Here is a 20,038-nt window from a genome sequence, read left to right as displayed (position 1 = left end):
GCGTTCATTCACCGGTGGACGGACGGTGGTGTCAACGTGTCGTTGCGCAAGTACGGTCGGTGTCCTAGATGTCCGGGTGGGAGGTGAGCAGGGCGGGGCCGCCCGCCGGCCCCTCCGGTGCCGTCCGGAAGCGGCCGTTCGGGTTTGGCGGGCCGGCGGGGCGGGAAACCCGCGGCCGTCAGCGGAGTTCGGCGCCCCGCGTCTCCGGCAGCAGCAGGACGACGACGAACGCCACCGCGGCGGCGGCCGCCACGTACCAGAAGAAGGCGATCGACCAGCCCAGCTCCGCCAGCGTGCTGATCACCAGGGGAGCGGTGCCGCCGAACACCGCGACGGTGAGGTTGTACCAGGCGCCGATCCCCAGGCCGCGCAGTTCGGTGGGGAACAGTTCGCTCATCACGGCGGGCGCGACCGACGTCATGGCGGTGTACAGGGCGAGGCCCACGCAGAAGACGACGAGCAGCCCGGGCAGGCCCGGGCCGATCAGCGCCGACAACGGGACGATGAGGATCGCCGTACCGGCCGACCACACCAGGAGCTGGGGGCGGCGGCCGAACCGGTCCGAGAGCGCCCCCATGGGGTACTGCAGCGCCACGAAGAGGGCGGTGCCGATCGAGAGCGCGAGGAAGGTGTCGACGTCGTCGGCGCCCCGGGACCCGGTCGCGAACGGGGTCAGTGCGCTGAAGAAGGTGTAGTAGCACAGCGTCGACAGCATCGTCAGGCCCACGACCTGCCCGACGGCGGCGGGGTGCCGGCGCAGTGTGGTCAGCAGCGGGTGCGGGATGCGGCGGGCCCGGTCGCCGGACCGTTCGAACAGCTCCGTCTCGGCCAGGGAGCGGCGCAGCCACAGGCCGGCCAGCCCGAGCAGCCCGCCGATGGCGAACGGGATCCGCCAGCCGTAGGCGTCCAGCGCGTCGGCGTCCATGAACCGGGCGAGCCCGAAGCCGAGCAGCGACGCGGCGAGGACCGCGGTGCCGGTGGACAGGTAGAAGAACGAGGCGTACCGGCCGCGACGGTCCTGAGGCGCGATCTCGCCGAGGTAGGCCGAGGCGTTGGAGACCTCCCCGCCGATGGACAGTCCCTGGGCGATGCGGGCGAGCAGCAGCAGCGCCGGCGCCAGCCACCCCACCTGCTCGTAGGTGGGCAGCACCGCGAGGACCACGGAACCGCCGGCCATGAGCAGGATCGTCAGGAGCATGGCGGGGCGCCGGCCGCGCACGTCGGCGAGGCGGCCGATGAGCAGCCCGCCGAGTGGGCGGAAGAAGAACGCGAGCGCGAACGCGGCGAAGGTGTTGATCCGCGCCAGTCCCTCGTTGTCGGCGGGGAAGAAGGCGTGCGCGAAGTAGATGCTGAAGATCGCGTAGATGGTCCAGTCGTACCACTCGATGGCGTTGCCGATGCTCGCCGCGACGAGCTTGCGAACCGGAAGCCGGTGGGCGGGTGCCGTTGCGGGGGCGCCGCCGGTCGTCTGATCCATGACGTCCATTGATACCGGGGGCGCGGCCGGGCACACCAGTGGTGGGCGGTGCCGCCGTGGGTGGAAAGATGCCGGTGGGACGGGGAATCCGGGGAAAACCCGCTGGGTGGGGTTGTGTGCCCTGCACCACTTTCCCTAATATCAACTAAAACCATGCTGAAACGCAGGTGATGCCACATGTACGCGGAAGAGCGGCAACGCTCCATCCTTGAGCGTGCCCGGGGTGAGGGACGGGTGGACGTGGCCGCGCTGGCCGCGGAGTTCCAGGTCACCTACGAGACCATCCGTCGCGACCTCACCACCCTGGAACGCCACGGCGTGCTGCGCCGGGTGCATGGTGGCGCCATCCCGATCGAGCGGCTCGGCTTCGAACCCACGCTCACCGCCCGAGACTCCGTCATGACGCTGGAGAAGGAGCGGATCGCCAAGGCGGCGCTCGCCGAACTCCCCGAAGACGGATCGGTGCTGCTGGACGCCGGCTCCACGACCGGCCGGCTCGCCGAGCAGCTCCCCACCGACCGCGAGCTCACGGTCATCACCAACTCGCTCTCCATCGCGTTCACCCTCACGCCCCGCACCAACATCACCCTGATGCTGCTGGGCGGTCGGCTGCGGGCCCGCACCCAGGCCAGCGTCGACGCGTGGGCGCTGCGTGCGCTGGAGGAGACCTACGTGGACATCGCCTTCATCGCCACCAACGGCGTGTCCGTCGAGCGTGGCCTCACGACGCCCGACAGCGCCGAAGCCATGGTCAAGCGCGCGATGCTGCGCTCGGCCCGCAGGGCCGTCCTGCTGGCCGACCACAGCAAGGTCGGCAACGACCACCTCACCAGGTTCGCCACGTTGGAGGACATCGACTGCCTCATCACCGACGCGGGCCTGGCGCCGGAACTCGCCGAGGACATCCGAGCCCGAGGACCGCGCGTGATCATGGCCTGACCGCCGTCCCGACGGCGGCCTCCCACCCCCTCATCCCGTCCCCTCCCGCGGTCTGCCGCCCCTGCCCCGGCGGCAGGCCGCACCTCCCTCGAAGGCCGATCATGACAACCGAGATCAACGACGCCCAACCACCTCGAATCGACCGGATCCGCGCCGGAGTGCAGCGCTTCGGCGGTCACCTCGCCGGCATGGTGATGCCGAACATCGGCGCGTTCATCGCGTGGGGCCTGATCACCGCGCTGTTCATCCCGGCGGGCTGGTTCCCCAACGAGACGCTCGCCCAGATGGTCGAGCCGATGCAGCTCGTGCTGCTGCCCGTCCTCATCGGCTACACCGGCGGACACCTGGTGCACGAGCAGCGGGGCGCCGTCGTCGGCGCGACCGCCACCCTGGGCATCGTCGCGGGCGCCGACATCCCGATGTTCCTCGGCGCGATGATCATCGGCCCGCTCTCCGCCTATCTACTGAAGCTGTTCGACGGCTGGGCACAGCCCCGGATCCGGTCCGGGTTCGAGATGCTCGTCAACAACTTCAGCGCCGGCATCCTCGGCGGGATCATGGCCGTCGTCGGCATGCTCGGCATCGGCCCGGTGGTCGCGGTGATCACCGGCGCGCTGGAGCGCGGCGTCGCCTTCCTGGTCGAGCTGCACCTGCTGCCGGTGGTCTCCCTCGTCGTCGAGCCCGCCAAGGTGCTCTTCCTCAACAACGCGATCAACCACGGTGTCCTCGGCCCGCTGGGCGTCGCCAACGCCGCGGAGAACGGCCGGGCCGTCGAGTTCCTCATCGAGTCCAACCCCGGCCCGGGGCTCGGCATCCTGCTCGCCGTCATGTTCTTCGGCCCCCGGATCTCGCGGGCCTCCGCGCCCGGCGCCGCCATCATCCACTTCTTCGGCGGCATCCACGAGATCTACTTCCCCTACATCCTCGCCCAGCCCAAGCTGCTCATCGCCGCCATCGCCGGTGGTGCCAGCGGCGTCACGGTGTTCATGCTCACCGGGGCGGGTCTGGTGGCACCGCCGTCGCCCGGCAGCATCATCGCCCTTATCGCGATGACCCCCAGCGGCGGGCACCTGTCCGTGCTGGCCGGCGTCACCACCGCCACCATCGTGTCCTTCCTGGTGGCCGCAGCGCTGCTGGGATTCGGCCGTGCCGAGCGCAAGGCCGAGAAGAACGAAACGGAGGTCTCCTCATGACGACCATCAACGGGTCGGATGTCAGCAAGGTCGTCATCGCCTGCGACGCCGGCATGGGCAGCAGCGCCCTGCTCAAGGCGCAGCTGGCCAAGTCGCTCGCGCCGTACTCGGTCACGGTCGTGCACACCGCGGTGAACAAGATCCCCGCGGACGCCGACGTGGTGCTCTGTCACCAGGGGCTGGCCGACCGCGCGCGCAAGAGCGTGCCCGACACCGTCGTACTGCCGTTCCAGATGTTCATCGGCGACCCGGTGTTCGCCAAGCTGGAGGCCGCCATCAAGGCCGGTGAGCCCATTGCCGGCTGACGAGCTGCTGGTCACGCCGGAGGCCGTCCGGCTCGGCCGTAAGGCACGGGACAAGGCCGACGCCATCGACCAGTGCGGGCAGCTGCTGCTCGAACTCGGCGCGGTCGAGCCGGGCTACCTGCCCGCGATGCACGAGCGTGAGAAGTCGGTGTCCACCTACATCGGCGAGGGCGTGGCCATCCCGCACGGCACCAACGAGGCCCGCGCCCTGGTGCGGCGCACCGCGCTCGCGGTCGTGCAGTTCCCCGACGGCGTGGACTGGGACGGCTCCGACGTGCGTCTGGCCATCGGCATCGCCGCCGACGGCGAGCAGCACATGGGCGTGCTGTCCGCGCTCGCCCTCACGCTCGGCCTGCCCGAGCGGGCGGAGGCTCTGCGCACGGCCGAGGACGTGGCCACGGTCGTCGAGCTGCTCCGCCCCATTCCCGAGAACCAGACAGAGGACAACTGATGAAGGTCGCCCGCTTCTACGCGCCCGGAGACATCCGCATCGAGGAGGCCCCCGAGCCGACGGCCGGGCCCGGCGAGATCAAGCTCCGGGTGCGCAACTGCTCCACCTGCGGAACGGACGCCAAGATCCGCCGGCACGGCCACCACCACATCGTGCCGCCCCGCGTCATCGGCCACGAGATCGCCGGCGAGGTGGTCGAGGCCGGCGAGGGCGTGAGCGGGTGGTCGGCCGGGGACCGGGTGCAGGTCATCGCCGCCATCCCGTGCGGCGAGTGCCCGGACTGCCGGCGCGGCTGGCAGACCATCTGCCCCAACCAGGAGTCCATGGGCTACCACTACGAGGGCGGCTTCGCCGAGTACCTCGTGGTGCCCGCCAAGGTGCTGGCCGTCGACGGCGTGAACCGCATCCCCGACGGCGTGAGCTTCGCCGAGGCGTCGGTCGCCGAGCCGCTGGCCTGCGTCCTCAACGGCCAGGAGCACGCCCGCGTCGGTGAGGGCGACGACGTGGTCGTGGTCGGTGCCGGCCCGATCGGCTGCCTGCACGTCCGGATGGCCCGGGCCCGCGGCGCGAAGCGCGTCTTCCTCGTCGAGCTCAACCGCCAGCGCCTCGACATGGCCGCCGAACGCGTGCACCCCGACGCCGCCATCGCCTCCGGCGAGGTCGACGCGGTGGACGAGATCCGCAAGCTCACCGACGGCCGCGGCGCCGACGTGGTCATCACGGCCGCCGCCTCCGGCGCCGCCCAGGAGGCCGCTCTGCAGATGGTCGCCCGCCGCGGTCGGATCAGCTTCTTCGGCGGCCTGCCGAAGGACAACCCGATCATCTCCTGCGACTCCAACCTGGTGCACTACCGGGAACTGACCATCGTCGGCGCCAACGGCTCCAGCCCGGAGCACAACCGCCGCGCCCTGGACCTCATCGCCTCCGGCCAGGTCCCGGTCAGCGACCTCATCACGCACCGGATGCCGCTGGACGACGTCCTCACCGCGATCGACACGGTCACCGAGGGCACCGCCATCAAGGTGACGATCGAACCCTGACCACCACCCCGCCACCTCCCCGGCGGGACACCCCAGGGGGAGGACGGTCTGCCCCCTCCCGGCCGTCCTCCCCCGCCCCATGTCCGGAGTCCGCGGCGCCGGCGGATGCGCGCCGCCCGGCGCCGCGGCCGGGCCCGCAGTCGGCGTCCCCGGGCCGGGATGGTGACTCACCGTCTCACCCGATTCACCGGGATCAGGGGTTGCCCGGTGTCACGCTGCTGGGATGCGGTAGAACGGCGACATGACCGAAACGACCGACACCACGCCCGGGTGGTTCTCCGTCGAGGAGCTGGACGCGGTGCGCGGCCGGCTGCCGATCCTCTACGTCAACGCCGTGCCGGTGCGCATCGACGACTCCGGCACGGTGACGAGTGTGGGGCTGTTGCTGCGGGTCGCGCCCGACGGAAGTATCAGCCGTGCGCTGGTCTCCGGGCGGGTGCTCTACCACGAGCGGATCCGTGACGCGCTGCTGCGGCACCTGGAGAAGGACCTCGGGCCGGTGGCGTTGCCGCGGGTGCCGATCTCGCCGCAGCCGTTCACCGTCGCCGAGTACTTTCCGACTCCGGGGGTGACCCCCTACCACGATCCGCGGCAGCACGCGGTGTCGCTGGCCTACGTCGTTCCGGTGGCGGGGGACTGCCGGCCCCGGCAGGACGCGCTGGACCTCGTGTGGTTCACGCCCGAGGAGGCGGCCAGTCCGGAGGTTCGCCAAGAGATGTCCGGTGGGCAGGACGTGCTGCTGCTCCAGGCTCTGGCGTACGCCGGCCGGCTGTTCTGAGGCGCGGCGCCCGCGGGTGTGGGGCGCGGGGGTTCGTCACATCCGGGTCAGCGGCCCGAAGGCGGTGGAGCCGGCGGCCTCGATGGCCTCGCGGGCGCGGGCCAGCGCGTCGGTGACCGCGTCCTGCACCTCGGGGGAGCAGCGCGCGCTCGGGATGGAGCAGCTGACCGCGTCGATGGCGGGGCGGTCGTAGCGGAGGGCGAGCCCGACACAGCGCAGGCCGACGACGTTCTCGCCGTCGTCGGTCGCGTAGCCGCGGGCGCGGATCGCGGCGAGTTCGGCGAACAGCGCGGCGCGGTCGGTGATGGTGGCGTCGGTCAGGGCGGGCAGCGGATCCGGGAGCAGGGCGTCGACCTCGGCGTCGGTGCGCTCGGCGAGCAGGGCCTTGCCGAGGCTGGTGCTGTGCGCGGGGAGCCGTCGGCCGACCCGGCTGAACGGCCGCAGGTAGTGGCGTGACTCGCGGGTGGCCAGGTAGACGACGTCGGCGCCGTCGAGCCGGGCGACGTGCAGCGTCTCGCCCAGCTTCTCGGCGAGCGTGTCCAGGTGCGGCGACACCAGGGCGAGCCGCGGGTCGGCGTCGATGTAACCGGTTCCGGCGAGCAGCGCGCGGATGCCGATGGTGTACAGCGAACCGGTGGTGTCGGTGCGGACCCAGCCGCGGCCGACGAGGGTCTGCAGCAGGGCGTACAGGCTGCTGCGCGGCACCTCCATGCGGTCGGCGAGCCGGCGCAGGGTGAGCGGGCCGTCGGAGGTACCGAGGATCTCCAGCAGCTCGACCGTGCGTGCCGCCGACTTGACCTCCCGAACGCCGCCCGACTCCGCCATGCGGACCCTCCTCCCGATCGGTGGACATCCCGGGCACCTCGGCCCGCCGCGCGCCGCCGGACGCCCAGGTGGCCGGACGCGGTCGGCGGCGCTGCTTGGATGCTATCCACAGCGGGCCGCTGTCCGTGCTGTCCGGATTCGCGGCATATCGAATCTATGACATAAAGGCGGATGGTTGCGGACGGCTAAGACGATCACCGCCAAGCCCCGCTCGGAGTGCCCACCCGGCCCCGAACCGCTGCGTGACGGCGACGACGGTGGCGGGGGTGGCCACGGCCTCCGCCTCGGCCGTCCGGGGGGAAGCAGCGGTCGTACCGCCGCCCCACGGGAACGTCGGCGTAGCCGAACGACAGAAAGAGCCACACCTCGTTCCGGCCGCGCGGGGGAAGACGGCCGCCCCGGCTCGCGAGAGCTCAGGGGCCGGCCCGGCTCTCGACCAGCAGGACCCGCTCCCGCAACGGAAAGTGCCGGCCTCGGCCCGCGCCGTGCCGCCTCACCCGGCTCAGCGGCGCCCGCCGACCAGGCCCGGCCCGGCCTCGGCCGGCGCCGCCGGCCGCACCCCGCCCGGCGGAACGACCGGCAGGCCGGCGGGGGCGCCGCGTTCGATGAGGCGGAGCAGGGCGTCGGTGTCCAGATGGCCGGCCACCAGGTCGCCCAGTGCGTCGAGGCGAGCGGACCGCTCGGCGGCGAAGTCGGTGTCGGGGGCGGGGGTGAAGTCGCGCCCGGCGTGGGCGGCGACGTCGGCGAGGAACGCGCGGCGGAACGCGTCGTTCTCCAGCGCGCCGTGCCACGTGGTGCCCCACACCGCGCCGACGTGGTGGCCGTCCAGGAAGGCGACGCCCGCGGCCCCGTCGTCGCGCGTGGTGATGCCGTGGTGGATCTCGTAACCGGCCACCGGATGCCCATAGGCGGTGCCGCTCGGGCGCCCCAGCGTCTTCTCCGGCGCGAACGCGACCCGGGTGGGCAGCAGCCCCATACCCGGCACCCGGCCCGCGCCGGACTCGACGTCGTCGTGGATCTCGCGGGCCAGCATCTGGTACCCGCCGCAGATGCCCAGCACCGGCCGCCCCGCGGCGGCCCGCCGCGCCACCGCGTCGGCGAGGCCGCGCTCCCGCAGCCAGGCGAGGTCGGCGACCGTCGCCTTGCTGCCGGGCAGGATGACCAGGTCGGCGTCGTCGAGCTCATGGGCGTGCGTCACGAACCGCACGTCGACACCCGGCTCGACGCCCAGCGCGTCCACGTCGGTGAAGTTGCTGATCCGCGGCAGCCGGACCACCGCCACACGCAGGCTCTGCGCGCCCGTCGGCGGCCGGGCGGGGCCGCGGTCGGCCGCCAGGCCGAGCGAGTCCTCGACGTCGATCCACCGGCCGTCCAGCCACGGCAGCACACCGTAGACGGGGCGGCCGGTCAGGTCGCGGAGCATGTCCAGCCCGGGCGCGAGCAGTTCGGGCGCCCCGCGGAACTTGTTGATGACGAACCCCGCCACCAGCGCCTGGTCGGCGGGCTCCAGGAGCGCGAGCGTGCCGTGCAGTGCGGCGAACACGCCGCCACGGTCGATGTCGCCGACGAGCAGGACCGGCAGGCCGGCGGCACGGGCCAGCCCCATGTTCGCGATGTCGCCGGCCCGCAGGTTGATCTCGGCGGGGCTGCCGGCGCCCTCGCAGACCACCACGTCGTACGCGGCGCGCAGTTCGGCGAGGCTGTCGAGGGCGACCTCGCGAAGCGCCTCCCGGTAGCCGCGGTAACCGACGGCGTCCGCCTCCCCGATCGGGCGCCCGCGCACCACGACCTGGCTGCGGCGGTCGCTGCCCGGCTTGAGGAGGATCGGATTCATCGCCGCGCTGGGTTCGATGCCGCACGCGGCGGCCTGCATGGCCTGCGCCCGGCCGATCTCGGCGCCGTCCGGGGTGACCGCCGAGTTCAGCGACATGTTCTGCGCCTTGAAGGGCGCGACTCTGACCCCCTGACGGGCCAGCCAGCGGCAGATCCCCGCCGTGACGACGCTCTTGCCCGCGTCGGAGGTGGTGCCGGCGACCAGCAGCGCGCCGCCCGCCGTCCGTTCACCATCGCGCGGGCCGTCCGCGCCGTGTGCTGCGCGCATGGACCGAAGCCCCTCTCGTGATGTGCTGCCGCGCCGGCCGCCCCGCTGCCCGGAAACGGGGGAGCGGGAGCGGCTCAACGATAGCGGGCCCGCGCGGCGGCGGCCCGGCCGCGAGCAGGGCGGACCCGCGCGCCGCGGGCGAGCGCGAGGCTTCCGGCCGCCGCGAGCAGCGCCGCGGTCGCGTGCACAGCCCGCGACAGCCGCACCGCGCGCCGGATGTCATGGGCACCGGGTGCGCGGCCGGTGCCGAGCCGCGGGCGGTGCTCGACGCGGTTCCCGTAGACGTTGGTGCCGCCGAGCCGCACATCGAGGGCCCCCGCGAAGGCGGCCTCGGCCTGGCCGGCGTTCGGGCTCGGATGCCGATGGCCGTAACGCCGGACGGCCCGCCACGCGCGCGACGGGCTGCCCCCGACGAGGGGCGCGGCAGCGGCGGCGATCGCGGCGGTCAGCCGGGCGGGCGCCCAGTTGGCGACGTCGTCCAGCCGGGCGGCGGCCCAGCCGAACCGCGCGTGCCGCGGCGAACGGTGGCCGACCATCGCGTCGAGCGTGTTGACGGCGCGATAGCCGAGCAGACCCGGGAGCCCGAGCAACGCGCCCCACACCAGGGGAGCGACGACGGCGTCCGAGGTGTTCTCGGCGACGGACTCGACGGTGGCGCGCGCGATGCCCGCCTCGTCGAGCGCGGCGGGGTCGCGTCCGCACAGGTGCGGCAGCCGGTGGCGCGCCGCGGCGGTGTCGCCCGACTCCAGCGCGTCGGCGATCAGGTCCGCCTCGCGGCCGAGCATGGCGCCGCCGACCACGGTCCAGGTCGCCGCACCGGTCAGCGCCGCCCGCTGCCAGGGGCGGGCGCGGTGCTGCAGGGCGGCACCGGCGAGCATGACGGGGAGGACGGCGCACACGACGTACCCCGTCCCCCGGAGCCGGGAGGGTGCGTGCATCCGCCGCTCCAGCGCTCCCGCGGCCCGTCCGAACAGGGCGACCGGGTGGCCGCGCTCGGGGTCGGGGAGCACGTGGTCGAGCACCGCTCCCGCGAGCAGCCCGAGAGCGGCCGGCCAGGCGGGAGCGGGACGGGTCGGTGTCACGGCCCAACCGTAGCGCCGCCGGTCACCGAACCCGCAGTAAGACGCCAAATCTGGGCAAGACGCAGCATGCTTCGTTGATCCGGGCGAGGGGCCGGTCCTATACCTGTTCCACCCGGCGGCCGGTTCGGCCGACCGCCGAAGGAAGGGGGTGGTGTCGATGTTGCTCGCCGTGGTCCTCCTGGCCCTCGGACAGTGGTGGACGTGGTAATCGCCGTTCCGTCGCACCCACGGCGTCGTCCTCGGGCGGACCGTGTCCGGACCCGGCCACCGCGTCGGCGGTCCCGGGCGTTCTCCATTCACCGGCCGGGCCCTGCGCCGCCCGCGCTTGCGAGCGCCGATCGCCGCTGTCACGGCGCATACGGTGGTGCGGCCGTGCCCGGGGCGGCACCGAACGTGTTCCGCGCTCGCCCGCGTGGCAGCGAGCGGCGTTCGTGTTTCGCGTGATACTGCGCGAACATGGTGATCGTGCCGCGAGAGCGCGTGATGGTTTCGGGTGATCTGTCGCGGGACGCGCGATCGGCGGACCGCGGTCCTGGTGCCGCCGCCGAGAGCGGACATCGGTCTCCCCGCAGGTCAGTGAGTCCCACGGATCCTGTACTGACACACCGATGTGCAAACCCGGTAAAATCGTCCCGGACTGGTAAAGTGCCTGGTCTGTAACGACCAAGCCAGGCGCCCGTAGCTCAGTGGATAGAGCACCGGACTTCTAATCCGACGGTCGCAGGTTCGAATCCTGCCGGGCGCGCCCTGCTTGACCTGCGCATTCCGGTCGGTGGCGCTCGACGGGATCCGGTAGGGAGCGGGTCCCCGTCTCATCAGTGCACGAGTGCCGCGGCGAGTTCAGCCGGAACGGTGTCCGCGTGCGCCGCCCCGTGACTTCGGGCGCGGCCCCGTGCGGGCGCCGGGGCCGCGCGGTGTGCTACTGGACGGAGACGCTGGCGCCGGCGACCGTGGTCTGGCCTGGTTCGACGAACCCGCGAATCGGTCCTCCGCATCCGGGCAGGCCGTGGACGATGACGACCTGGTTCGTCCGGTTCTCGATCCGCAGCGGTCGCGGCTCGGAGTCGTAGCAGCCCTGGGGGTTGGCGATCGCACGGCCGTTGAGGATGAGTGTGCCACTGGCCGCCTGAGCGGGGCCCGCGGCGGTCAGGGCGAGGCCGACGGCGGCGAGGAACACGGCGAAACGCTCCATAGCGCTCCCATTACCTACGGTTACGGATTGACGGGGTTCATTGCACCTCCCCGGCCGGCCGCCGACAACCCCGACCACGTCGCCTACGCCCGTTGCGACCTGGCCGTATATTGAGATCACCCGAAAGATCCCCCGGTCGGCGACAGGAATCCACGGCGGATGCGGACGTCACCCCGCGTCGAGGGCGGTCACCAGGGCGTCCAGGCACTCCTCCCAGCCACGGGAGTAACTTTCCGCGTTCGTGGCATCGGCGAAGACGTGGGTGAAGACCAGCAGGCACCCCTGGGCGTCGGGGTGGAGTTCGATGCGGGCGTGGTCATTGAAGGCGCGGCCCCGGCCCTCGGGGTCGTGCTCGTCGAAGGCGAAGAGGCGGGGCGGTTCGAAGTCGGTGATCTCGCCGGTGATGACGCCGTCCGCTCCGTCGTCGAAGACGAGTCGGCCGCCGGGGCGGGGATCCAGTTCGGTGACCCGGAGGGGGTACCACTGCCCGAGTTCGGCGGGGTCGGTGACGGCTCGCCAGACCCGCTCCGGGGGATGCGGGAGACGCCGTTCGAAGCGCAGGGCGGGGCGGCCGTCGATGGTGTGGATGGTCATGAGGTGTTCCCCTCGGTCGTCGGTGGTTCGGGATCGGTGGTGTCCGGCGTGGCGGCCAGGTGCCGTTCGAGGGCGTCCAGGCGGTCGTTCCACAGCCTGCGGTAGGGGGCCAGCCAGGCGTCCAGGTCGGCCAGGGGCTCCGTGCGCAGTTCGTAGCGGCGCTGCTGGGCGTCGGGGTGGGCCGTGACCAGGCCGGCCTCCCGCAGGACCCGCAGGTGCTTGGAGACCCGCGGCTGGCTGATGGCGAGTTCCTCGACGAGTTCGCCGACGTATCGCGGGTGGTCGCGGAGCAGGTCGAGGATGCGCAGCCGGGTCGGGTCGCTCAGTGCCTGGAAGGCGGCGGCGGGTGGGGCGGACACGCAAGTGAATATAGCCGAACGGTTATATACTGGCAAGGGTATATAAACGAGAAATGCTGGCGGCCTGTTCGCGCGAGCGTGCCGTCAGGGGGAGCGGGAAAACCGGGGAACGCACTGGATTTCCGGCTACGCAGCGCGTACAGTCGGTAACCGTCAGCGGTCGAAGGATCGTGGGGCCGTGGTCCGGAGGTACGCCGGTCCGCGGGAGCACCAGCGTCGCCAGCCCACCAGGTGAGTGCACCGCCGTTCGTCCCGGCCATCCGGCTGTGGGCGTCCTCGTTCTGTCGCGATCCGCACAGGAGGCTCCGGTGAGCAGCACCGCCCTGTCCGAAACTCCGTCCACCCCTGCGACCACGGCTCCGGCCGCCGACGGCCGGCGGCATGACGTCGTCCTCTCGCTCGACCCACGCACCCACGCCGAGCTCCAGCGCGCCGCCGGCGGCCAGGGGGTGCAGTGTTACCTGCGCGTCCTGGCGGGGCGCCATGCCCGCTGGCTGGAGACGCGCGAATGGCTGTTCCAGCTCGAAGCGGCCTATGGCAAGCTGCCGCCCGAGGCGCTGGAGAGCCTGCACCGCCGGATGCTCGGTCTGGGGCGCACGCCGCCGGACGGTGCGCGCTCGCTGACCATCACGTTGGACGCCGAGGAGGCGGCCGCCCTCGCCGAGCGGGCGGGGGACCAGCCGCTGGCACCCTACGCCCGTCACGTGCTGATCGACCATCTCACCGGCGATGCCGGGCGGGACCCGGCCGGGGCGGCCGGGCCGGAGTAGCCGCGCGGCCGCGGCGGCCCGAGCCGGGTGCGGGACCGCGTTCCCCTCCGTGGCCCCGCATCCGCCGGCCGGGCGCCGGCGCGGTCAGTCGCCGGCCAGCAGCGAGTCGCCCTCCTCGATGAACCCCTCCTCCACCATCCAGTCGCGCGCCACGAACACCGGGTCCTGCCCTTCCTCGTCCACCCTGGCGTTCAGCCGCATGATGGTCTCGTTGTCCAGCCGTTCGGCGATCGGCGCGAAGATCTCGGTGAGCTGCGGGTACCGGTCCGCGAACTCCTGCCGGACGTTCACCGCCGGGTTGTAGATCGGGAACGCCTGGCGGTCGTCCTCCAGCATGGTGAGACCGAGCGCGTCGATCCGGCCGTCGGTGGAGTAGGCCGAGCCCAGCGTGCACGAGCCGCGGTCGACGGCCGAGTACACCACGCCGGACGTCATGACGTCGCCGCTGGACGGGAACTCCGCCTCGGTCAGGTCGTAGTCGTCCCGCAGTGACGCCAGCCCGTCGTCGCGGTTGAAGAACTCGGTGTCCATGCACAGCGACCGTTCGGCGTACGGGATGTTCTCGATGTCGGAGACGCCGGCCAGGTCGTAGCGCTCGGCGGTCTCGGGGGTCACCACGATCGCGTAGGTGTTGTCCAGCGGCGCCGGCGGGTCCAGCCAGACCATGCCGTTGCGCTCCAGATCGAGGTCCCTGATTCGCTCGTACTGCTCCCGTGGGTCCTTCAGCACCTCCTCCTGCCCCTCGTAGATCAGCCACGCGGTGCCGGTGTACTCCCACATCAGGTCGCTCTCGCCGGCGAGCATGGCGCGCCGGGCGTTGTCGCTGCCCTGGATGTTGGTGCGGTCGACCACGTCGAAACCGGCGGCGTCGAGCGCCAGCACCGCGATCTTGCCGAGGATCAGCTGCTCGGTGAGCTCCTTGGAGGCCACCCGGACCGCCACGCCTTCCAGCTCCGGGTAGTACCGGATCGAGCCGGGCTGCACGTCGGGGATGTACTGGGAGGCGGCCTGCAGGCCGCAGCCGCCGGTCAGGGTGGCGACACCGAGGGCGGCGGCGAGTAGCCGGGTGCCGCGCGCGTGCGCGCTCATGACAGTCCCTTCGGTCGCAGTGCGGCGGTCACGACTCCGGCGATCCAGTCGACGAGCAGCGCGAGCAGCGCGATGAGCAGCGACCCGACCACCAGCGTGGCGACCCGGCTGGTGTTGACCCCGGACACCACGAGTTCGCCCAGGCCGCCGCCGCTGATGAAGGCGGCGAGCCCGGCGACCCCCACGTTGTGCACCAGGGTGGTGCGCACGCCGGCGAGGATCACCGGGACCGCGAGGGGCAGTTCCACCCGCAGCAGCGTCCGCCACGCCGACATGCCGATTCCGCGGGCGGCCTCGACCAGCGCCGGGTCGACCTGCTGCAGGCCGACCATCGTGTTGCGCAAGGCGGGCAGCATGCCATAGAGCACCAGGGCGGCCACCGCGGGCCAGAAGCCGATGCCGGCCGCGATCGCCAGCAGCACTATCACGCCCACCGGCGGGGCCGACTGACCGATGTTGGCCACCGCCAGCACTCCCGGCGTCGACCACCGCATCCACCGGCGACTGGTGAGCACCCCCAGCGGGACGGCGATCGCGAGCACCAGGACGGTGGACACCGCGGTCAGCCCGATGTGCTCCCACGTCTTGACCGCGATGTGCGGCAGATTGAGGGATCGCGCCTCCGTCGAGTCGAGGTCGGCGGTCTGGGTGTAGGCCACCACGGCCAGGCCGATGAGCAGGATGCAGGCGGGGGTGAGCAGCGCCCGCCGGCCGGCTCCGAGCGGTGCCGCGGCCGGTTCGCCGCCGGTGCGCGCCGCGGGCGCGTCGACCGCGCTCATCGGGCGTCCGCCCGGTCCGGCCCGTCGGCCTCGCCCGCGGCGGCCAGCGCCACCGAGTCCGCCGACGGCGCGCCGGTGTCCGGCGCGGGAGGCGTTCCGGCCGCCGTCGTGCGCCCGGGCCGGGGTGGCCGTCGCCGCTCTCTGACCTCCTGCACCGCCTGCCGTACGGTCGTCAGCGTCACGGCGCCCACGTAGCCGCCGTGGGCTCCGGCCACGGGGACCACCTCCCGGTCGGCGTTGAGCAGCGCCTCGACCGCCTCCTGGAGTGTCGACCCCGCGGAGAGCACGGTGTCGATCCGGCCGTCCGGACCGGGCGGAAGCGCGCCGACCGGGCCGGAGCCGCCGTCCAGGTCCGCGCGGCCCACCCAGCGGATCGGGCGGTCGTTCTCGTCCAGCACGATGGCCCACTCGGCCCCGGCGTCGCGCAGCCGGTGCCGCAGGCCGGCGACGTCGTCGCCGGTTCCGGCGCGGACCTGGTCGTCCAGGACGACGTCACGGACCCGGGTCAGCCCGAGGAGCTTCATGGCGGACCTCCCGCCGAGGAACTGCTCGACGTGGGCGTCGGCCGGATCGGCGAGGATCTCCTCGGGGGTCCCGTACTGCACGATCCGCGATCCGGCGCCGAGAATGGCGATGCGGTCGCCCAGCCGTAGCGCCTCGTCCACGTCATGGGTGACGAACACGATGGTCTTGGACAGCTCGCCTTGCAGCCGCAGCAGTTCCTCCTGCAGGTTCTCGCGGGTGATGGGGTCGAGCGCGCCGAACGGCTCGTCCATGAGCAGCACCGGCGGGTCGGCGGCGAGCGCCCGCGCGACGCCGACCCGCTGCTGCTGGCCGCCGGAGAGCTGACGAGGGTAGCGGTCGCGGTACTCGCCGGGGGCGAGCCCGACGAGGTCCAGCAGTTCATCGACCCGCCGGGCGGTGCGCCGCCGGTCCCAGCCGAGCATCATCGGCACCTGCGCGATGTTGCCGGCCACCGTCATGTGCGGGAACAGCCCGGCCTGCTGGATCACGTAGCCGATGTGCCGGCGCAGCTCGTCCGGCTGCTGGGCGCGGGCGTCCAGCCCGCCGATCAGGATGCGGCCGGAGGTGGGCTCGATCAGCCGGTTGATCATGCGCATGGTCGTGGTCTTGCCGCAGCCGGACGCCCCGAGCAGGACGACGATCTCGCCGGCCGGGATGGTCATGGTGAGGTCGTCGACGGCGGGGGCGGCGGAGCCGAACCGCTTGGTCACCCCGATCAGTTCGATCGGGACACCGGCCGTCCCGCCTCCGTCCGCCGCGAGTGCGGCCAGGGACTGTGGGTGGTCAGTGGTCTCAGGCATGACTGCGGATCCCCCGTGAGGTGGTCAGCTTGCCGATCAGGACGAAGAGGGCGTCGAACAGCAGGGCCATGAGCACGATGCCCAGCGTCCCGACGAGCGTGGCGTTGAGGGCGTTCGCGGCGCCGATGCGGGCGAGCCCGGAGAAGATCTGGTCGCCCAGTCCCGGGCCGGAGACGAACGCGGCGATGGCGCCGATGCCCATGGCCAGCTGGGTGGCCACCCGCAGCCCGGTGAGGATGACCGGCCAGGCGAGGGGCAGGCGGACGCGGACCAGTACCCGCGATCGGCTCATGCCGATGCCGCGCGCCGCCTCCACGAGCGCGGGGTCCACGCCGTTGAGGCCGACGATGGTGTTGCGCAGGATGGGCAGCAGCGCGTACAGGACGATCGCCGTGACGCTCGGCGCCACTCCGAGTCCGAGTGGGGCGATGAGCAGGCCCAGCATGGCGAGCGAGGGGACGGTGAACAGGACGCTGGTCGCGCCGGTGGCGAGCGCCGCCGCCCGTGCGTCGCGGTGCACGAGGATGCCCAGCCCGATGCCGAGCAGCGCGGCGACCAGGACGCACTGGGCGACCATGCTCGCGTGCTGGACGGCCTGGAAGACCAGCATGTCGAAGCGGCTGGCGATGTACTCCGGAAGCGTCACGGTGTGGCCGCCTCCCGGGGCCGCACGGACTTCGGAGCTGCGGTTTTGGTCATGCGCCGCTTCCTTACCGGTGCGCGGGCGCGTACGCGCATCCCGGGATAAGGGTGACGCTTTTGTTACTAAAGGGGGCGTGCTGTCCGGTTCGCGGTGGCATGGCCGAACCCGGCGCGGCCGGAGGTGCACGCGGTTCGCCCCGGGGCGGGTCATGGCCGGGGCGGACTCCCGCGGAGGGGGGCGGCACGGGGCCGCTCCGCGGAGTCCTGCCGCCCCTCGGCGCGGGGAGGACGGGCGCCGCAGGTCGCGCCGTCCGGTCTCAGGGCGGTCGGGCGGCGCACCGCGTCGCGGCGACGCGCGCCCCCCGGCTCACGCGCCGGCGGCCACCGACCGGATGTAGTTGAAGTTCTGGTGCACCTGGTTGACCTGCGCCTGGCTGTGCACCGGGATCTGTGTCACGTGGTAGTGCTGCCCGCTGCGCACCGCCACCTGCACGGTGCCGGAGACCCGGGTCTCCTTGACGAGCAGGAAGAACAGGCTGAACACACAGATGAACAGGAAGCCGAGCAGGGCGAGCAGCAGCGCCCAGGTCGGCATCTTCTGCTCGCTCTGCACCAGGTTGTTGATCGTCCAGGTGCTGCCGCGGAGCGGGAACGTCCCGCCCGGCGTGATGATCTGCGTCTGCGTCACGGTGATGTCGCCGATGGTGGTCAGCGTCGGATCGCCGCCGGGCGGGGTGGTCTGGTACCCGGGAGGCGCCTGCCAGCCGCCGGTCTGCGGGGTCTGGTTGTAGGGCACCAGCCCGCCGGAGGGATGGCCGCCGGAGGGATGGCCGGAGGCGAAGGGGTCGCCACCGGTCTGGTGGTGCGGATCGCCTGATCCCATGGGCGGCTCGGGGTAATGGGTCATGGCTACGAATTCTCGCAAAGGTTTCCGGCGGCAGAGTCGCTTCCGGGTAACAGAATGCCGTCAGGCCGTGCCCGGCCAGACGGCCCGACGGCCCGGAACACGCCGTCCCGGTGGCGCGGAACCGCCGGTCACCCGGCCCGGCGCCGGCGCAGCAGGGCCGTCGCCGCGCGGATCGCCGGCGGGTCGGCACCGCGCAGCAGCACATCACCCATCCAGGCGGCGACCTGCCGCAGATCCTCCTCGGTCAGGCCGCGCCTCGTCACTTCTTGGGTGCCGATCCGCAGGCCCGAGTCAGGCTCGGCCGTCGCGGCGCCCGCCAGGCCGGCGGCCGACAGGTACACGCCCGCCTCGGCGAGCCGCCGTGCCGCCGCGCGCCCGCCGCCCAGCGGGCGGGCGTCCACCACGATGTGGTGCGACCGGGTGAAGCCACGGTCCGCCGCCAGAACCTGGAAACCCTGCTCGTGCAGCGCCGCCGCGAGCGCACGGGCGTTGGCCAGGCAGCGATCGGCGTAGGACCGCCCGTTCTCCAGCGCCTCGGCGGCGGCGATCGCCAGAGGGGCCAGCCGGGACGGGTCGAAGTTGGCGGTGAGGGTCGGATACACGGCCGCCGAGACCCGTTCGGCGAGCGCCGGATCGTTGGTGCAGATCACGGCGCCGGGCGGCCCGCCGAACGACTTGTAGGTGGAGCCGTCGAAGATGTCGGCGCCCTCGGCCAGCGGGTCCTGGAACCGCCCACCGGCGATCAGTCCCGCCATGTGCGAACCGTCGTACAGCACGAGGGCCCCGGCGTCGTGCGCGGCGGCGGCGATGTCGGACAGCCGGTGCGGGAAGAGCATCACGCTCGCGCCGACCACGACGAGCCGGGGTCGGTGCCGGTCGAGGAAGGCCGGGAGCGCCGCGACATCGACGTCGAAGTCGTCCGGTGCGTAGGGCAGATCGACCACGTTGAGGCCGCGCACGCCGGGCGCGCCGGGCGCCCGGTGGCTCATGTGACCCGCCGCCGCGGGGGACAGCGCGGCGATCGTGTCCCCGGGCTCGGTGAAGGCCGTGTAGACCGCCAGATTGGCGAAGGTCGCGCTCTGGATGCGCACCTCGGCGTAACGGGCCCGGAACGCCTGGGCCGTCAGGCGCTGGGCGAGGGTCTCGATGACCTCCAGGTGCTCCAGCCCCGTCTGCCGCTTCTCGCCCGGCCAGCCCATGCTCGGCCGTCCACCGAGCGCGGCGCTGTGCACCGCGGCGGCGCGCGGGCTCATGGCGTTCGTGCCCGCGTACAGCATGATCCCGGTGTCGTCCACGGCGTGCCGGTGCCCCGCCAGCCGCTCCCACACCATCGCCTCGACGGCGTCGACCGAGAAGCCGGTGAAACCCGACTCGATCTCGGCCAGCCGGGCCTGGATGTGGGGTGCCGCCCATGGGACGAGTGGATCCGCCATGGTGTCGCCTGCTCTCTGCGTGGGTGCCGGTGGCGCACGGCGTGCACCGTGCCGCGTCGCCGCGCCCTGATCACGTGGCGACCTGTCCCGTTATACCGATCTTCGTCCCTCTTGTTAACCACGATGCGGAAGTTAATTTCCTCGAAGAGGAAAGCTGTGGCGGTCTGGAACAGTGCGATCCCCACCGCCCCGCCCAGCGGGTGGCGGAGGCGCGCCGGGCGCCCGCGAGCAGGGCGACGGCGATGGCGGCGGGCAGCGAACCCAGGCTGACCGCGAGCAGCAGAGTGTGGTCGGCGGTGCGACCGGGTTCGCCGCTCGCTTCGCCGCTGGACAGGGCGAGGAGCAGCAGCGCGAGCGGCATCGCGCCCAGTGCCAGGCGCTCGCCCGGGGTGATCGGTTCGCCGGACGGCAGGGCCGCCACCAGCAGGCCGGTCGCGACGCCGCCCGCGAACGCGGGCTGGACCACCGACACCGGCGCCGGACCCAGCGACACGATCAGGCCCACGCCGCCACTCGCGGCGAGGACGCGACCGCCTGGCGACGTGGTCCGTGCCCGCCCGCGGTCGGTCCGGAGAGGCCGCTCTGCCAGGATGGGACCCGGCGACCGAAGGAACACGGTGCGAATCCGTGGCTGTCCCGCAACTGTCAGGGAGGAGCCCGCCTCACCAGGGGCCACTGCCGCGCGAGCGGTGGGAAGGCCGGGGCGGGTGGCGAGACCCGAGCCAGGAGACTTCGCGGCGCCGCGCACGTTCCGTCC

General features: G+C 72.7%; 21 protein-coding genes, 1 tRNA gene and 1 riboswitch. Of the genes, 8 read left to right on the top strand and 14 right to left on the bottom strand.

Going from position 1 to position 20,038, the window contains the following annotated elements; all coding sequences use genetic code 11:
• Positions 1–178: 178 nt before the first annotated feature.
• A complete protein-coding gene (locus tag ACFQRF_RS13965) occupies positions 179–1,477 on the bottom strand; it encodes an MFS transporter (RefSeq protein ID WP_379871509.1) in 1,299 nt (432 codons plus the stop codon).
• Between the two features lie 177 nt (positions 1,478–1,654).
• Here ACFQRF_RS13965 and ACFQRF_RS13960 point away from each other — a divergent pair, with 177 nt between their 5' ends.
• The 6 genes from ACFQRF_RS13960 (at position 1,655) to ACFQRF_RS13935 (ending at position 6,183) form a co-directional block, all read left to right on the top strand.
• Positions 1,655–2,416 (top strand): DeoR/GlpR family DNA-binding transcription regulator, encoded by a 762-nt coding sequence (locus ACFQRF_RS13960; RefSeq protein WP_379871508.1) that lies wholly within the window; start codon positions 1,655–1,657, stop codon positions 2,414–2,416.
• A gap of 101 nt (positions 2,417–2,517) precedes the next feature.
• Positions 2,518–3,609 (top strand): mannitol-specific PTS transporter subunit IIC, encoded by a 1,092-nt coding sequence (gene mtlA / locus ACFQRF_RS13955; RefSeq protein WP_379871507.1) that lies wholly within the window; start codon positions 2,518–2,520, stop codon positions 3,607–3,609.
• On the top strand, positions 3,606–3,914 hold the full coding sequence (locus tag ACFQRF_RS13950; RefSeq protein WP_379871506.1) for a PTS sugar transporter subunit IIBC family protein: 309 nt from the start codon (positions 3,606–3,608) through the stop codon (positions 3,912–3,914). Before mtlA ends, ACFQRF_RS13950 begins: the two co-directional genes overlap by 4 nt.
• Positions 3,904–4,365 (top strand): PTS mannitol transporter subunit IIA, encoded by a 462-nt coding sequence (locus ACFQRF_RS13945; protein ID WP_379871505.1) that lies wholly within the window; start codon positions 3,904–3,906, stop codon positions 4,363–4,365. Before ACFQRF_RS13950 ends, ACFQRF_RS13945 begins: the two co-directional genes overlap by 11 nt.
• Complete coding sequence (locus ACFQRF_RS13940) at positions 4,365–5,405, top strand: zinc-dependent dehydrogenase (RefSeq protein WP_379871504.1); 1,041 nt, start codon at positions 4,365–4,367, stop codon at positions 5,403–5,405. Before ACFQRF_RS13945 ends, ACFQRF_RS13940 begins: the two co-directional genes overlap by 1 nt.
• Before the next feature lie 241 nt (positions 5,406–5,646).
• A complete protein-coding gene (locus ACFQRF_RS13935) occupies positions 5,647–6,183 on the top strand; it encodes an NUDIX hydrolase family protein (protein WP_379871503.1) in 537 nt (178 codons plus the stop codon).
• 36 nt (positions 6,184–6,219) lie between these two features.
• On the opposite strand, the gene ACFQRF_RS13930 is transcribed toward ACFQRF_RS13935, so the two are convergent.
• The 3 genes from ACFQRF_RS13930 to ACFQRF_RS13920 all read right to left on the bottom strand — a co-directional run bounded on the left by ACFQRF_RS13930 (position 6,220) and on the right by ACFQRF_RS13920 (position 10,191).
• Positions 6,220–7,008, bottom strand: coding sequence for an IclR family transcriptional regulator (locus ACFQRF_RS13930; protein ID WP_379871502.1), 789 nt, complete (start codon positions 7,006–7,008; stop codon positions 6,220–6,222).
• Between the two features lie 502 nt (positions 7,009–7,510).
• On the bottom strand, positions 7,511–9,109 hold the full coding sequence (locus ACFQRF_RS13925; protein ID WP_379871501.1) for a cobyric acid synthase: 1,599 nt from the start codon (positions 9,107–9,109) through the stop codon (positions 7,511–7,513).
• Positions 9,110–9,183: 74 nt separating this feature from the next.
• Positions 9,184–10,191 carry a cobalamin biosynthesis protein gene (locus ACFQRF_RS13920; protein WP_379871500.1) on the bottom strand — a complete coding sequence of 336 codons (1,008 nt, stop codon included), beginning with the start codon at positions 10,189–10,191 and terminating at the stop codon, positions 9,184–9,186.
• Positions 10,192–10,863: 672 nt separating this feature from the next.
• Here ACFQRF_RS13920 and ACFQRF_RS13915 point away from each other — a divergent pair.
• Positions 10,864–10,936: transfer RNA gene (locus ACFQRF_RS13915), tRNA-Arg, on the top strand.
• A gap of 174 nt (positions 10,937–11,110) precedes the next feature.
• Here the strand turns inward: ACFQRF_RS13915 and ACFQRF_RS13910 are convergent.
• From ACFQRF_RS13910 to ACFQRF_RS13900, 3 genes are all read right to left on the bottom strand, one after another.
• Positions 11,111–11,383, bottom strand: coding sequence for a hypothetical protein (locus ACFQRF_RS13910; protein ID WP_379871499.1), 273 nt, complete (start codon positions 11,381–11,383; stop codon positions 11,111–11,113).
• A gap of 168 nt (positions 11,384–11,551) precedes the next feature.
• The gene (locus ACFQRF_RS13905; protein ID WP_379871498.1) at positions 11,552–11,977 is read right to left on the bottom strand and encodes an SRPBCC family protein; all 426 of its coding nucleotides are present in this window, start codon (positions 11,975–11,977) and stop codon (positions 11,552–11,554) included.
• Positions 11,974–12,336 carry an ArsR/SmtB family transcription factor gene (locus ACFQRF_RS13900; protein ID WP_379871497.1) on the bottom strand — a complete coding sequence of 121 codons (363 nt, stop codon included), beginning with the start codon at positions 12,334–12,336 and terminating at the stop codon, positions 11,974–11,976. The genes ACFQRF_RS13905 and ACFQRF_RS13900 overlap by 4 nt, the downstream gene beginning before the upstream one ends.
• Before the next feature lie 308 nt (positions 12,337–12,644).
• Here ACFQRF_RS13900 and ACFQRF_RS13895 point away from each other — a divergent pair, with 308 nt between their 5' ends.
• A complete protein-coding gene (locus ACFQRF_RS13895) occupies positions 12,645–13,106 on the top strand; it encodes a hypothetical protein (RefSeq protein ID WP_379871496.1) in 462 nt (153 codons plus the stop codon).
• Between the two features lie 84 nt (positions 13,107–13,190).
• On the opposite strand, the gene ACFQRF_RS13890 is transcribed toward ACFQRF_RS13895, so the two are convergent.
• The 7 genes from ACFQRF_RS13890 to ACFQRF_RS13860 all read right to left on the bottom strand — a co-directional run bounded on the left by ACFQRF_RS13890 (position 13,191) and on the right by ACFQRF_RS13860 (position 19,786).
• Entirely contained in the window at positions 13,191–14,195 is a 1,005-nt protein-coding gene (locus ACFQRF_RS13890; RefSeq protein WP_379871495.1) for a glycine betaine ABC transporter substrate-binding protein, read from the bottom strand.
• The gene (locus tag ACFQRF_RS13885) at positions 14,192–14,974 is read right to left on the bottom strand and encodes an ABC transporter permease (RefSeq protein WP_379871494.1); all 783 of its coding nucleotides are present in this window, start codon (positions 14,972–14,974) and stop codon (positions 14,192–14,194) included. The genes ACFQRF_RS13890 and ACFQRF_RS13885 overlap by 4 nt, the downstream gene beginning before the upstream one ends.
• Positions 14,971–16,299, bottom strand: coding sequence for an ABC transporter ATP-binding protein (locus ACFQRF_RS13880; protein WP_379871493.1), 1,329 nt, complete (start codon positions 16,297–16,299; stop codon positions 14,971–14,973). Before ACFQRF_RS13880 ends, ACFQRF_RS13885 begins: the two co-directional genes overlap by 4 nt.
• On the bottom strand, positions 16,292–16,945 hold the full coding sequence (locus ACFQRF_RS13875; protein ID WP_379871492.1) for an ABC transporter permease: 654 nt from the start codon (positions 16,943–16,945) through the stop codon (positions 16,292–16,294). Before ACFQRF_RS13875 ends, ACFQRF_RS13880 begins: the two co-directional genes overlap by 8 nt.
• Positions 16,946–17,308: 363 nt before the next feature.
• Entirely contained in the window at positions 17,309–17,848 is a 540-nt protein-coding gene (locus ACFQRF_RS13870; RefSeq protein WP_379871491.1) for a hypothetical protein, read from the bottom strand.
• A 128-nt stretch (positions 17,849–17,976) separates the two neighbouring features.
• Positions 17,977–19,281, bottom strand: coding sequence for an aminotransferase class I/II-fold pyridoxal phosphate-dependent enzyme (locus ACFQRF_RS13865; protein WP_379871490.1), 1,305 nt, complete (start codon positions 19,279–19,281; stop codon positions 17,977–17,979).
• A gap of 70 nt (positions 19,282–19,351) precedes the next feature.
• Positions 19,352–19,786 (bottom strand): hypothetical protein, encoded by a 435-nt coding sequence (locus tag ACFQRF_RS13860; protein ID WP_379871489.1) that lies wholly within the window; start codon positions 19,784–19,786, stop codon positions 19,352–19,354.
• Positions 19,787–19,888: 102 nt separating this feature from the next.
• Positions 19,889–20,014, top strand: a riboswitch (cobalamin riboswitch).
• The last annotated feature ends 24 nt before the right edge of the window (positions 20,015–20,038 follow it).

Source organism: Marinactinospora rubrisoli, assembly GCF_042664915.1.
Taxonomy (GTDB): domain Bacteria; phylum Actinomycetota; class Actinomycetes; order Streptosporangiales; family Streptosporangiaceae; genus Marinitenerispora; species Marinitenerispora rubrisoli.
The sequence above is the reverse complement of the archived record's forward strand: the minus strand, read 5'-3'. Positions and strand labels throughout refer to the sequence as shown.

Excerpts from the sequence above, each read along its gene's own strand:
- ACFQRF_RS13965 (WP_379871509.1), bottom strand. The coding sequence starts at position 1,477 with ATGGATCAGACGACCGGCGGCGCCCCCGCAACGGCACCCGCCCACCGG.
- ACFQRF_RS13960 (WP_379871508.1), top strand. The coding sequence starts at position 1,655 with ATGTACGCGGAAGAGCGGCAACGCTCCATCCTTGAGCGTGCCCGGGGT.
- mtlA (WP_379871507.1), top strand. The coding sequence starts at position 2,518 with ATGACAACCGAGATCAACGACGCCCAACCACCTCGAATCGACCGGATC.
- ACFQRF_RS13950 (WP_379871506.1), top strand. The coding sequence starts at position 3,606 with ATGACGACCATCAACGGGTCGGATGTCAGCAAGGTCGTCATCGCCTGC.
- ACFQRF_RS13940 (WP_379871504.1), top strand. The coding sequence starts at position 4,365 with ATGAAGGTCGCCCGCTTCTACGCGCCCGGAGACATCCGCATCGAGGAG.
- ACFQRF_RS13935 (WP_379871503.1), top strand. The coding sequence starts at position 5,647 with ATGACCGAAACGACCGACACCACGCCCGGGTGGTTCTCCGTCGAGGAG.
- ACFQRF_RS13930 (WP_379871502.1), bottom strand. The coding sequence starts at position 7,008 with ATGGCGGAGTCGGGCGGCGTTCGGGAGGTCAAGTCGGCGGCACGCACG.
- ACFQRF_RS13925 (WP_379871501.1), bottom strand. The coding sequence starts at position 9,109 with ATGCGCGCAGCACACGGCGCGGACGGCCCGCGCGATGGTGAACGGACG.
- ACFQRF_RS13910 (WP_379871499.1), bottom strand. The coding sequence starts at position 11,383 with ATGGAGCGTTTCGCCGTGTTCCTCGCCGCCGTCGGCCTCGCCCTGACC.
- ACFQRF_RS13905 (WP_379871498.1), bottom strand. The coding sequence starts at position 11,977 with ATGACCATCCACACCATCGACGGCCGCCCCGCCCTGCGCTTCGAACGG.
- ACFQRF_RS13890 (WP_379871495.1), bottom strand. The coding sequence starts at position 14,195 with ATGAGCGCGCACGCGCGCGGCACCCGGCTACTCGCCGCCGCCCTCGGT.
- ACFQRF_RS13885 (WP_379871494.1), bottom strand. The coding sequence starts at position 14,974 with ATGAGCGCGGTCGACGCGCCCGCGGCGCGCACCGGCGGCGAACCGGCC.
- ACFQRF_RS13880 (WP_379871493.1), bottom strand. The coding sequence starts at position 16,299 with ATGCCTGAGACCACTGACCACCCACAGTCCCTGGCCGCACTCGCGGCG.
- ACFQRF_RS13870 (WP_379871491.1), bottom strand. The coding sequence starts at position 17,848 with ATGACCCATTACCCCGAGCCGCCCATGGGATCAGGCGATCCGCACCAC.
- ACFQRF_RS13865 (WP_379871490.1), bottom strand. The coding sequence starts at position 19,281 with ATGGCGGATCCACTCGTCCCATGGGCGGCACCCCACATCCAGGCCCGG.